The sequence below is a fragment of the Mesorhizobium sp. M0968 genome, assembly GCF_040319065.1.
Taxonomy (GTDB): Bacteria; Pseudomonadota; Alphaproteobacteria; order Rhizobiales; family Rhizobiaceae; genus Mesorhizobium.
Window position 1 is genome coordinate 94,232 of the sequence record NZ_JAMYNL010000006.1, and the last position, 13,050, is coordinate 107,281.

8 protein-coding genes are annotated in these 13,050 nt (G+C 65.2%); 2 read left to right on the forward strand and 6 right to left on the reverse strand.

Annotated elements, in window-relative coordinates; translation table 11 throughout:
* Positions 1 to 30: 30 nt before the first annotated feature.
* The 6 genes from NKH67_RS13065 to NKH67_RS13090 all read right to left on the reverse strand — a co-directional run bounded on the left by NKH67_RS13065 (position 31) and on the right by NKH67_RS13090 (position 9,724).
* The gene (locus NKH67_RS13065; protein WP_352819186.1) at positions 31 to 2,715 is read right to left on the reverse strand and encodes an ATP-binding protein; all 2,685 of its coding nucleotides are present in this window, start codon (positions 2,713 to 2,715) and stop codon (positions 31 to 33) included.
* 257 nt (positions 2,716 to 2,972) lie between these two features.
* Positions 2,973 to 4,562, reverse strand: a complete 1,590-nt coding sequence (locus NKH67_RS13070; RefSeq protein ID WP_353031046.1) for an indolepyruvate oxidoreductase subunit beta family protein — start codon at positions 4,560 to 4,562, stop codon at positions 2,973 to 2,975.
* Positions 4,555 to 6,708, reverse strand: a complete 2,154-nt coding sequence (locus tag NKH67_RS13075) for a thiamine pyrophosphate-dependent enzyme (RefSeq protein WP_352681303.1) — start codon at positions 6,706 to 6,708, stop codon at positions 4,555 to 4,557. Before NKH67_RS13075 ends, NKH67_RS13070 begins: the two co-directional genes overlap by 8 nt.
* A gap of 42 nt (positions 6,709 to 6,750) precedes the next feature.
* On the reverse strand, positions 6,751 to 7,230 hold the full coding sequence (locus NKH67_RS13080) for a MarR family winged helix-turn-helix transcriptional regulator (protein WP_023676846.1): 480 nt from the start codon (positions 7,228 to 7,230) through the stop codon (positions 6,751 to 6,753).
* Positions 7,230 to 8,801 carry a phytoene desaturase family protein gene (locus NKH67_RS13085; RefSeq protein ID WP_353031048.1) on the reverse strand — a complete coding sequence of 524 codons (1,572 nt, stop codon included), beginning with the start codon at positions 8,799 to 8,801 and terminating at the stop codon, positions 7,230 to 7,232. The genes NKH67_RS13080 and NKH67_RS13085 overlap by 1 nt, the downstream gene beginning before the upstream one ends.
* Before the next feature lie 131 nt (positions 8,802 to 8,932).
* Positions 8,933 to 9,724, reverse strand: a complete 792-nt coding sequence (locus NKH67_RS13090; RefSeq protein WP_353031050.1) for a cyclase family protein — start codon at positions 9,722 to 9,724, stop codon at positions 8,933 to 8,935.
* 117 nt (positions 9,725 to 9,841) lie between these two features.
* Here NKH67_RS13090 and NKH67_RS13095 point away from each other — a divergent pair, with 117 nt between their 5' ends.
* Together NKH67_RS13095 and NKH67_RS13100 are read left to right on the forward strand one after the other, a co-directional pair.
* Entirely contained in the window at positions 9,842 to 11,416 is a 1,575-nt protein-coding gene (locus NKH67_RS13095; RefSeq protein ID WP_353031052.1) for a phytoene desaturase family protein, read from the forward strand.
* Between the two features lie 107 nt (positions 11,417 to 11,523).
* Positions 11,524 to 13,050 carry an ABC transporter substrate-binding protein gene (locus tag NKH67_RS13100; RefSeq protein ID WP_353031054.1) on the forward strand — a complete coding sequence of 509 codons (1,527 nt, stop codon included), beginning with the start codon at positions 11,524 to 11,526 and terminating at the stop codon, positions 13,048 to 13,050.

The following is a 13,050-nucleotide window of genomic DNA, read 5'->3' on the forward strand; positions in this document are numbered from 1 at the left end:
CCTGTTCCATCCCGACAGAATCGGCTGGAATCATGATCCAGTCTGGTGCGGTTCCAGCGGATGGGTGCCCGTCAGCAGCCACGGCTCGCCGCGCAGGCGCAGGAGGATTTCCATGCGGTTTGCGGCATTGAGCTTGCCGAGCAGCGAGGAGACGTGATGCTCGATCGTGCGGGGCGAGCGCGACAAATGTCGCGCGACCTCCTTGTTGCTGATGCCCTGGGCGATCAGGGCGAGCACCTTCTGCTCGTGCCGTGTCAGGCCGAGCGGATGGCGGCGGGCTGCCGCATAGGGTCCGCGCTGCACCTTCGGCAGCAGGCCTGACAGGCCCTGACGCTGCGCAAGCTTGCGCGCGAGCGCCGCGGCCGCGGGCGCGTCGATCTGGTCGAGCATCGCCACGGCGCGAGCGAGCGCCGCCCCCGCATCCGCCCCACGAACCTGCATGAGGGAAAGCGCTGCCTCGTAGGGCAGCGACAAACGCGTCCACTCCGCCGCGGCGGCCTGCGGATCGCCGAGAAGCTCGGCGGACCAGGGCGAGGGAATCGGCGCCGATTGCGCCGGCAGCGACCCGGGCATTCCGCATCGACGCCACCAGACCGACAATTCGCCAAGGTCCCGGGGGCGGAAATTGTCGAGGTTCATAGCCGCCAGCTCGGTAAGCTGCGCGTGGCTGGCGCCGACATCCTCGGCAAGCCAGGCCGCCTCCGCCAGCGCCAGGCGAACCGGGACGATACGCTGCGGCTCGCCGGTCGTCTGGCCCTCCACAAGCGCGCGCTGCAAAAGGTCGACGCCGTCGGTCTCGCCCAGCCTTACGCGGACCGTGCCAAGCACGGTGAGCGCCGGCAAGTGCATCACCATCGGCAGGCGTTCCACATTCATGACGCCCTGAGCGATGGTTGCGGCCTCGCGAAACCGGCCCTGTTCCATGCAAAGCTGCGCCTGCCGGCCGAGCAGGTATTGCGCCGCCGAATCGAGGTCGTGCCTGGTGCAGAATGCGATGCCTTCGGCCAGCAGCCGCTCCGCCAGCTCGAAGTCCTTGGCCACCACCGCGCATTCCGCAAAGTTCGTATAGGCCCGCGCCGCATGGTCGTGGAGCCCGTGCTCGAGCGCCAGGGCAAGGCTTTCCTCCAGCCGCTCAACGCCGCCGGGGCGGTTGGCAAACATGAGCGCGGTTCCGACATTGTTGAGGGCGTGAACACGCGTCTCGACCTCGCCCAGCCGATCGGCCAGACTGATCGCGCGCTCGCCCCATTCGATCGCCTCATCGAAACGATAGTGCAGCATGTGGAGCTGCGAGCGCGTGCTGTAGGCCATTGCCACCTCGGGACCGGGCGGCAGGCTTTCCACCTCACGCACGGCCTGGTCCGCATATTCCTCCGCCTGCGGGCCTTCGCCGCGCCGCCAGTGCAGCCGCGACAGCCAGCGTAGATTAAGGCCTACCTTGTCGATCCGGCCCAGCTGCCGCCAGATAGCGATGGCGCGATGCCGGGCCTCGATGATGGCGTCATAGACAAGCAGCGCCAACCCGGCCTCGTATGCCCAGTCCTCATGGAGCTGCGCGGCCAGCTCCGGCGGGGCCTGGTCGACATATCTGAGTGCGGTCGCCAGATGCGAGGCCGCCTCCCGATGCGCCCCCAGGCGCGCGGCTTGGCTGGCGGCGAGCGGCGCAAGTTCGAGCACGCGTTCGCCATTGTCGGCGCCGCCGGCGTGGTGCACGCGGCGCGAAAGCAGAGCGCTTGCCTGCGAGGCCGGAACTTCCGAGAGTGCCGCTTCGACCTTCGCATGGAGCGAGCGTTGCACAGAGGGGGAGAGCCGGTCGAGCGTCGCTTCCCTGGCAAGCTCGTGACGAAATGTCAGCGCGCCCTGGTCGTCCCGCCGCAGCAATCCGCGCACGACACATCGATCGACGAGCACTTCGGCCTCGGCCCCGAGAAGGGCCCGGATCAGCCACGGCTCAACGCTGCCCGGCATGATGCTCATGACCTCCAGGACGTCGCGCTCTCCAGGCGTCAGGCGCGACAGGCGCGACCACACCGCGTCGCGTATGGAATCGGGCACACGCGCCGATTCGGTCTCGCTGCTGGACAGGAGCTCGGTAACGAAGAAGGGATTGCCCTCGGTAATGCGATAAAGCCCGTCGGCGGAACGGCCGGCCTGTTCGGCCAGCATTGTCACCGCCTGGGGAGACAGCGGTCTAAGCGTCACGCGGCGTACGGAGGCGGCGGGAAGATCGCCGAGCACGTGGGTCAGCGGGTGATCGGCGTTCAAATCCTCTCTGCGCATGCTCAGCACCAGCATGGTGCGGAGCAGAGAGACGCGGCGCCCGAGATATCTTACGAGGTCGAGCGTCGCATTGTCCGCCCAATGCATGTCCTCGAAGATGAGCACGGTCGTGCCCTTGGCGCGCTGCAGCGCATTCAGCAATGCCGGGAAAAGCCGCTCCGGCGCAGCGGTCTCCTCAAGCAGCGCCGCCACGCGCGGGTCGAGCAAGTGGGCCATGTCCTGGAGAGGGCCCAATGGGCGTGGCGTGAAGAGCGCCTCGCACCAGCCCCACAGCACCCGGCAGTCCCGGTCGGCGTTTTCCGCGAATTCGCGCAGCAGAGAGGTCTTGCCCAGGCCCGCCTCGCCGTGCACCAGCACGGTCCCACCATGTCCGGCAGCAGCTCTCTCGGCCGCGGCCAACAAAGCTCCAAGTGGGTCCTCTCGCTCAAGCAGCATCAAGCCCGCGCCTCCAGAATATTGAAGGTACAACAGCAGGCAATGAGTGCAACACAGTCGTTTCACATGGCCGGGAATGTTTGGCAAATAGCCGCTCGGAACCGGGCGTCATTTGTCCTGGAGCAGATATGTTTGCCGCTGCCGTAGGCACGAAGGCCACAGAACAGGCAGACCGCCACGGCGGGCGTTGACAGCCCAGGCGAAGCGGACTGTAGTTCTGCGAAGCAACCACTGCCCCGAGCCTCGAAAAAGGCCGCTCACTTCACCGGATTGTCGCCCAGCGACGCCACAGTCTTCAGCGCGCCGTCGAGCATGTCGCCCTTTTCGTCCTTCAGCGCCGCTTCGCGCAGGCGCCGGATCCAGTCTGCGGCGTCCGGGCGGCCCTTGAGCTGGTCGAGCGCCGACAGCACCCGGTCGAATTTCGACTGGGCGCGGGCGTGGGTGTCGCTGTAACCCTTGATCAGCCGGCGGCAGTTGAGGATCTCCGTACCAAGCGCGTAGTCCTGGCCGACTTGGCCCAGCGCCAGCGCATACCAGCGCTCGAGATGCGCGGTCTCGGCCTTGTGGCGCAGCAGGCGGCGGCGCCAGCGGCGCAGGCCGGCGATGAACCACAAAGCGGCAAAGCCGGCGAAACTGTCGGTGCGGATGCGGCGGCCGCGATTGATGCGGCGGTCGAGAAAGGCGGCGAGCTTCGGCCGGTCCTCGATGTAGCTGCCGAGCCCGGCCGGCAGCGTGCCGCAGAATTCCTCGATGCGCGGATGGAAATATTCGGTCACCTGCAGGACCGAGCCGTCCCTGACGCCGACCTCGCGGCGTACGCGTCGGTCGCGGCTAGAGCGCGTCTTCAGGTCGGCGACGCGGATCATGTCGTCGTAGCACATGGCGTTGGCCAGATGCTTGGCGGCGGCGATCGACAGCGCGTAGGCGTGTTCGACATCGTCCAGAGCGACGGCCTTGTCGAGCCTATCGAGATACTCGCCGCCATAAGCAACGTCCTGATAGTCAACCACTTTTTTCAGGCCGCGAAGCGCCATGTCGCGGACCGGAGCCGGCAAAGCATCGACCCGGGCGGCCAGCGATTGCCAGCCTTTTAACAGGCTTTCCGGACCGCTGACTTTTGTCGTCGCGGCTAAGCCGGTTTCGGCGGCCGCCGGCCCTGCAGTCTTGTCGCCCGAAGGCGCACTCGCGATGCCGCGCGCCCGATCGTAGGCGGCGCCGAAGGCGGCTAGGCTGGCCTTGACACCACGGCCGCCGGCACTGACCGCCTGCTCATAGCTTTCGCGACTGAACGGCAAGGCGTCGGAGCCGGCCAGCGCGCCGAGCAGGCTGGCCGAGATCATCGAGCCATTGTCGGCGGCGATCTTCTCCATGTCGAAGGCAATGAAGCGCTTGGCCGCGGCTTCCGCCGTGGCATGCACCTTGGAGGACGAGGCGCGGCCGTCGCCGGGCTCGATCTTCTCCGAGACCGCGGCGATGCGGTGCGACGAGGCGATCAGCGTGGTGCGCTCGGGCGTGACGAAGCCGCGGATGATGGCGCGGCCGGCCTCCATCAGTTCGGCGGCAATCAGGATGTCGACGTCGCCCTGCGACGGCGACAGCGCGAAGACCGGCAGGCGGCCGGTGTCGCGGCACATTTCGACATAATAGATGGTGGCGCCGGTGCGCTGGGCAACGCCGGCAACGGAGGTTGATTGCGCGACATAGAAATTGCGCTCGGCGACGTCGGTGATCCAGTCGGCCAGCACGCCGCCGCCCTGGCCGCCGACCGCCAGCACGGCAAGCTTGATGACGCGCTCGTCTTCGGGGGCGCCGGCTTTCGAGCGCGATGAGGGCACGGCGTCAAGCATCGGCGAATGTCAGGCGCCGGTTTTCACGGCGCCGCTGCAAGAGACCGATCATGGCGCGACGCGCGGCTTCAAGGAAACGGTCCCAGCGGCTCGGATTGTGGACGACATCGGCGCGGTAGAAGGACGGGCAGAGCACCGCCGCATCGGCGACCTCGCCGCAATTGCCGCAACCGACGCAGCTTTGGTCGATATGCGCCACCGGATCGTCGCGCAACGGATCGTCGAGCGACTTCACCGAAAGCGACGGACAGCCGGACAGCCGCATGCAGGCATGGTCGCCGGTGCAGATATCTTCGTCGACACCGAATTTCGGCTTGACTATGCGCGTCCCGCCCTTGATCGCCTTGTCGACCAGCGGCTTTTCGCGGCGCTGCCGGTTGAGCATGCATTCGGACGACGCGACAATGACTTTCGGGCCCTTCTCGTCCGTCGTCAGCGCCTCGCGCAGCGTGTCTTGCATTCTGGTTACGTCGTAGGTGCGGTCGATGTGGCGCAGCCATTTGACGCCCATGCCCTTCACCGCCTCGGTGATCGGGTGCTTGGTCGACTTGGTCTTGTTGCCGGCGCGGGACGACAGGATGTCCTGCCCTCCGGTCGCGGCCGAATAGAAATTGTCGACGATGACGATGACGCCGTCATTCTTGTTGAACACGGCATTGCCGACCGAGGAGGTCAGGCCGTTGTGCCAGAAGCCGCCGTCGCCGACGAAGGAGATCGAGCGGCGCTTGGCATCGGGCGAATTGAACGCCGAAGCCGAGGCCGGCCCCAGCCCGTAGCCCATGGTAGTGGCACCTAGCTCGAAAGGCGGCATGATCGAGAACAGATGGCAGCCAATGTCGGAGGCGATGTGGTGCTTGCCCAGCTCCTGCTCGACCAGCTTGGTGGCGGCGAAGATCGGCCGCTCCGGGCAGCCGACGCAGAAGCCGGGCGGCCGGCCCGGGACGACGTTGATCAGGTCGGCGGTGTCGAGCCCGTCGCCGATCTTGTTCGGCGCGCGGACCTCGCTTGGCAGCAGATGCGGGATGGTGGCACGCAGGAACGATCCGATGCCGTCGAGCATCACCTGGCCGGTATATTCGCCGGCCATAGGCAGATGTTCCTTGCCGACGAGCCTGGTGCCGCGGCCGGCCTTGTGCAGCATCGCGGCAAAGGCCTGTTCGATGTAGTTGGGCTGGCCTTCCTCGACGACGAGAACGGCGTCCTTGCCTTCGCAGAAGGACAGGAACTCGTCGTCGACTAAGGGATAGACGGCGTTGAGCACATAGAGCGGCACGTCGGTGTCGCCATAAGTGTCGGCGAGGCCGAGCCGCTGCAGCGCCCGGATGACCGAATTGTACATGCCGCCCTGCATGACGATGCCGACCGAGCCATGCTCCGGGCCGAAAAACTCGTTGATCTTGTTGGCGCGGATGAAATCCACCGCCGCCGGCCAGCGTTTCTGCACCTTTTCCTTCTCGTGCAGGAAGGACGCGGGCGGCAGCACGATGCGGCCGGTGTCGCGGCGCGGCGCCTCGAGCGCATCGGCCACAGTCATTGCCGGGCGCTTGTTGTCCTTGGCGATGAAATGGCCGTGGACATGGCAGCAGCGAATACGGACCTGCAGCATGACCGGCGTGTTGGAAACCTCGGACAGCTCGAAGCCGTCCTCCACCGCCTTGACGATCGACGGCAGGTTCGGTCGCGGATCGAGCAGCCAGACCTGGCTCTTCATGGCAAAGGCGTGGCTGCGCTCCTGCATGATCGAGGAGCCTTCGCCGTAATCCTCGCCGACGATAATCAATGCACCGCCGGTGACGCCGCCGGAAGCGAGATTGGCGAGCGCGTCGGAGGCGACATTGGTGCCGACCGTCGACTTGAAGGTCGCCGCGCCGCGGATCGGATAATGCACGGATGCCGCAAGCATAGCGGTGGCGGTCGCCTCCGAGGCGCTCGCCTCGAAATGCACGCCGAGCTCGCCCAGGATATCCTGCGCGTCGGCCAGCACGTCCATCAAATGGCTGATCGGCGCGCCCTGATAGCCGCCGACATAGCCTACGCCGCATTGCAGCAGCGCCTTGGTGATGGCGAGAATGCCTTCGCCGGAAAACTCCTCGCCGGCGCCGAGCCTGAGCTTTTCGACTTCCTTGGCAAAAGACCGTTCGGCCATTTTGGGCTCCTTCCGTTACCGCCCCGATGGCGGCGCGTAAGATCAGATGTCGTGCTTGCGAATGTTCTTCAGCATCTTCTGCAATGTCGCGATCAGCGCCGCGTATTCGGCATCGTCGACATCGTCGAACATTGCCTCGAAAGCGTCGTGCATGGCCGGCCAGGCGCGCGCGAACTCGGCGCGGCCATCGTCGGTCAGGAACACATGGCGGATACGGCTGTCGGTGACCCCCTGCTCGCGCCGCACAAACCCTTGCCCCTCCAGCGTGTCGAGCGTCCGGCTCAAGGTCGACTGCTCGATGACGGTATAGACCGAGAGATCGTTGACGGTGACGCCATCGGTGACCGACAACACGGCCAGCGTGCGCACCTGCGGAATGGTCAGGCCCTGCCTGCGGAAATTGTCACGCAAGGTGGCGTTGTAGCGGCCCATGATGCGGTTCATCAGATAGGGCGCGAATTGCTGCAGGCCGATCTGGCCCAAAGTCGAGATGCGCTGGCGCTTTTCAACCTTCTGTTCCATCACAGCCTCCCCGCCAGGAGAAAGCCGGAGCCGCCGCCCAAGCCAGCACCCGGATGGGTCGAGGCACCGATGTGGTACAGACCCCTGACCCCGGTGGCGTGATTGCGGCTCGTCTTGAACGGCCGCCACAGAAACGACTGGTCGATAGCCGAGGAACCGCCATAGGGGTCGCCGCCGACCAGATTGATGTTCATCGCTTCCAGGTCGGCCGGCGAACAGGCGCGGCGTGCGATGACGCTGTCCTTGAACCCATCGATATGGCTGGCGAGGATCGCTTCGGCACGGTCGGCATAGGCTTCGCGCAGCGCCTCGGTCCAGCGACCGTCTGCCGGTGTCTGCAGTTTGCCGGCGGCATCGCCCTTGATATGCCGTGGCGCCTCGGGCAGTTGCAGCCACAGGACCGCCTTGCCGTCCGGGCAGCGCGACGGGTCGAGCGCGTGCGGCTGGCCGACGCACATGGTCGGCACCTCCGGCAGCATGCCGCGCACGGCTTCGTTGCAGGCCTTCGAGACGCCGTCGAGCCCCGGCGTCAGATGCAGCAGCGCGACCTTGTCCAGGCCCTCGCCGCGCCATGCCGGCGGCTTGTCCAAGGCATAGTGGATCTGGAAATTGCTCTTGCCGTAGCGGTATTTTTGCGCTGCCTCGACGTCGGCTTTCGGCGCCGCGTCGCCGAGCAGCCGCTCGTAGAGCTGGGTCGGCGTGACCGAGCAGATGACGCTCTTGTTCACGTTGATCGTTTCGCCCGAAGCCAGCCGCACGCCGGCGGCGCGGCCTCCGCTTTGGACAATAGCCGCGACGTCGGCGCCGGTGCGGATTTCGCCGCCACGTTCCCTGATCAGGGCTTCGAAGGCGGCCAGCAGATTCCTGGCACCGCCCTTGACGATCGGCGCGCCGGCCGCCTCAAGCGCGAAGGCGATGACCTTGGCGATCTGGCCGGAGAACGCGTCCTCAGGCCCGAGGCCGGCATGCAGCACCCAGGGCGCCCACAGCGCGCGCATGGTTTCCGACTGGTAGGTGCTTTCCAGCCAACCGCGCGCCGGCACCAGCGCGCTGCCGAGAAAGGCGGCAAGGCCACGCGGGCCGCGCCGCCAGGCTTCACCCGCCAGCAGCCTGGCCGTCGGGTAGGACCACAGGCTGCCACCGAGCAGTCCGAACAGCAGACCGGCGTTGCGCTCGAGCTCGCCGACATCGTTTGCGTGCCGGTCGCCGTCGCCCGCGGCAAGCGCATTGATCGCCGCTACATTGGCGATACGATCGGTGCGCAGGACGGCATGGCTGCCGTCCGGGCGCAGCACACCGGTCGGCGTGGAGCTGTTGCAAAACTCCAGGCCGTGCCGCGCCAGATCCTTGCCCAGCGCCGCATAGGCCGGCGAGGTGATGAACAGGACAAAGGTCGTCGCCATCACGTCGTGGATGAAGCCGGGCGCGGTGATTTCTTCGGTGCGCATGCAGCCGCCGATGCGGTCGTTGCGCTCGAGCACCAGCACCTTCGCCCCCTTGCCGCCAAGCATCGCCGAGCAGACCAGCGCGTTGATGCCGCTGCCGACGACGATGTGATCGGGAGCGCTCATCGATGCGTGCTCCTAGCAGAGATTGGCGCTCTACGGCGCCGTAGAGCCGCAGCTTTGCAAGGCTGCCGCTCCCACTCCGTCACCACAGTGCCACTTCCGCACATGATCTTCTCCCGAAGACCGCAGCTACCCTATTGCCTTGGCACCAACGCCAACGCGCGGATCGGGCTGCCGGTGCCGTGCTCGATCTTGAGCGGCGCCGCGATCAGGATCGCGCCTTTCGGCGGCAGCCGGTCGAGGTTGCAAAGGCTGGCGAGACCGTAGCGGTTAGCCTTGTGCATCAGGCTATGCGCCGGGAACGGCGGCTCCATTCCCCCTGCTTTTCCAGCATCCGTGCCGATCGTCTCGCTGCCCCAGCCCTTGATGTCCTTGGTAATCAGATACTGGATGGCTTCGGCGGTCGGGCCAGGCGTGTGCGGTCCGGTCTCATTGGCGTTGAGGAACTCGGCTTCCGAGCCGTTGCGCTTATACCAGTCGGTGCGCATCACCACCCACTCGCCGGGGTTGATAGCGCCATGTTCGGCTTCCCATGCCTTGATGTGATCGACGGTGAGCAGGAAATCGTGATCGGCTGCCGCTTGCTTGGAACAGTCGATGACGTTGACAGGTCCGACGAAGTTCTGCGCCGGAATGGTGTCGGTGGCGCCGTCCGGATAATCCTTGCCGGTGATCCAGTGGTTGGGCGCGTCGAAATGCGTGCCCGAATGCTCCCCGAGCTTGAGCCAGTTCCACGCCCACCACGGGCCGTTCTTGTCATAGGCGGAGATGGCGTGGATCTCGATCTTCGGCGTGTCGACCGCCAGTTCCGGCGGCAGCTTGATCAGTGGCGTGTCGGGCCCGAGCGGCGCCGTCAGGTCGACCACCTGGATGGCGCCTGAAAGCAGCTGGCCGGCGACTTCGCCTAAAAGTTGTTGTGTGTCCATGGTCTCTGTTCCCTCTTTCTCGATGGTGCTGAAGGCTCTCGCGGCCCTTAATATCCTACTAGACGAAAACATATGCATCTGCAATTATCTTTAAGCATAAAGGAAATGGGACGGGGCGTGAGCGAGTTCGACGCCATATTTGTCGGGGCAGGCCACAACAGTCTGGCATGCGCCGCGCATCTGGCGCTCAAAGGCTGGAAAACCGCAGTTTTCGAGCGTAATGCAACGATCGGCGGCGCCGTCCAGACGCGCGAATTGACGCTTCCGGGCTTCCGGCACGATTTCGGCGCGATGAATCTCAGCCTGTTCGCCGGCTCGGCCTTTCACAAGAAATATGCAAATGAATTGAAAACCCACGGGCTGGAATTCGTGCCGATGGCCGACTGTTTTGCCAGCGCCTTCCCCGACGGTCGCTGGTTCGGCGTCAGCAGCGACCTGGAAAAGACCGCCTCGCGCATGGCCGCTTTTTCCGACGCCGACGCACAGACATGGCGCCGTCTGGTTGCGGCATTCCCGGCGGAGGCCGAGCATCTGTTCCGGCTGCTGGGCTCGCCGATGAGCGGCCGTGCGCTCGCCGGCACCGCCTGGAACCTCTGGCGCAAGAAGGGTTTTGCCGGCGCGCTCGATACAGGTCGGTTGCTGCTTTCGTCACCCCGCGCCTGGCTCGAGGATACTTTCGAGTCACCGCATGTCAGGGCGACGCTGGCCACCTGGGGCATGCATCTCGATTTCGCGCCTGACATCGCCGGCGGCGCGGTGTTCCCTTACCTCGAATCCATGGCCAACCAGTGCTTCGGCATGGTGCTCGGCAGAGGCGGCGCCGACACGATTATCCGCGCTTTGTCGGGCATGCTCACGGCCGCCGGCGGCAAGATCGTCACTGGGGCTGATGTCGCCGAGATCACGGTTTCGGCCGGCAAAGCGACCGGCGTGCGGCTCACTTCCGGCGAGACCCACACCGCCACCAAGGCCGTCATCGCCGGTGTCGCGCCCAAGGCGCTGACCGGGAAACTGTTGCCTAACGGATCCGGCGACACCGGCTTCGACACGGCCGTGAAAAAATTCCGCCACGCGCCGGGGACGTTGATGATCCATCTGGCGCTCGACGACCTGCCGGACTGGCGCGCCGGTGCCGAGCTTCGGCAGTTCGCCTATGTGCATCTGTCGCCGTCGCTCGATGCCATGTCCTGGACCTATCAGCAGGCGATGTCAGGGGTGCTGCCGGACGAACCGGTGCTGGTCGTCGGCCAGCCGACGGCCGTCGATCCCTCGCGCGCGCCGGACGGCAAGCACGTACTTTGGGTGCAGGTGCGCATGCTGCCAGCCGAGATTGCAGGCGATGCGGCGGGCACGATCGCGGTGGCTCACTGGGACGAGGCTAGGGAGCACTACGCCGAGCGCGTCCTCGACATTATCGAGCGCTATGCGCCCGGCCTTCGTCGGAAGATCCTCGGCCGCGCCGTGTTCTCGCCCATCGACCTCGAACGCGAGAACCCGAACCTTGTCGGCGGCGACCAGATCTGCGGCAGCCATCATCTGGCGCAGAATTTCCTGTTCCGGCCGGCGCGCGGTTACGCTGGCTGGAACACGCCGGTCGGCAATCTGCACCTGACCGGGGCGGCAACATGGCCCGGCGCCGGCACCGGGGCGGCGTCGGGCTTCATGCTCGCGCAACAACTTGGCGGGAGGTAGGCTCCATTTTTCATCTAGGGTGAAGGAGGACAAGGCGCGGTTGCCCAAGGAGCCTAAACCCACCGATTGACAACGACACCGCGCATAAAAGCAACAGGGGAACGACCATGACAATCAACAGACGAGAATTGCTCGGATATGGCGCGGCCGCACTTGGCGCCACGGCGCTCGGCCTGCCGCAAATCGCCAGGGCTGCCGGCGAACTGACCATCGCCTACAATGTCAATTTGCCGTCCTGGGACCCGACCACCGGGCCTTCAGCGGTCAACCCGACCATCCAGGGTCTGTACCAGTCGGTGTTCGACCAGTTCATCCCGCAGAAGCCGGATCTTTCTTTCGCGCCCGGCCTGCTCACCGAATGGGGCTGGAACGAGGGTCGCAGCAAGATCATGATGACGGTGCGCGAGGGCGTCACCTGGCATGACGGCTCGCCATTCACGGCCGAAGACGTGGTCTGGTCGCTGCAGCGGGCGGGCGATGAAAAAACCGGCAACCCGATCCAGTTCGTCTGGAAGAACGTCAACAACTTCAAGATCGACGGCAACAAGATCACCGGCGACGTCGTGCAATTCGACCCGGTGTATTTCAAGTGGATGTCGTTCCTGACCGGCTACATCATGCCGAAGGCCTATTACGAAAAGGTCGGCGCCGAGGGTTTTGAGAAAGCCCCGATCGGCACCGGGCCCTACATGGTCGACAAATTCGAGCGCAACGCCTTCCTGCGGCTCAAGGCCAACCCGAACTACTGGGGCGGCAAGCCGGCCTTCGAGAACGTAACCATCAAGTTCGTCACCGATGCGGCGAGCCGCGTCGCCGAGATCGAGTCCGGTTCCTCGCAGGTGACGCTGGAAATCCCCTATGAGGAATATGACCGCCTGATCGCCAAGGATGGACTTGCCGGCTCATGCAAGAACGTTTCCGACATCGGCATGATCTTCTTCAACGACATCGACGTGATGCTGGACAAGAAAGTGCGCCAGGCGGCGGTGATGGCGGTCGACAAAAAGCTTTTGGTCGACCGGCTGCTGCGCGGTTACGGCCAGCCCATCGATACGCTGGAGACGCCGGAATACGCGGCCTACGATGCGTCGATCAAGGTGGAGCACAATCCGGACAAGGCCAAGGAACTGCTGGCCGCCTCCGGCTATTCGCCGGAAAAGCCGGTCAAGTTCACGATACAGACGACCAAGGGCTTCAAGCCCAAGGACTACGAGATGATCCAGGCGATCGTCGGCATGTGGCGCAAGGTCGGCATCGAGGCAACGATCGAGGTCTATGAGATCGCCAAGCACTACGAGCTGCGCGCCGCCGACAAGCTGGCGCCGGCGGCCTTCTACAATTGGGGCAATGCCATCGGCGATCCCACCACGTCGACCGGCTTTGCCATGTATGGCCCGAGCCCGCATTCGGTGTGGGACAGCCAGGACCTGATCGACATGATCAACCCGCTATGGGGCGAGAAGGACGAGGCCAAGCGCATTGCCGGCTGGAAGGCCGTCGACAAATATATCGCCGAACAGGCCTATGTGCTGCCGCTGATCCAGTATGCGCAGCCGATCGTGCATGCCAAGGGCGTCAATGTCGTGCAGCATGTGTCGGGCGCACTTCTGCCGGCGCTGATGAGCCCGGCCTGA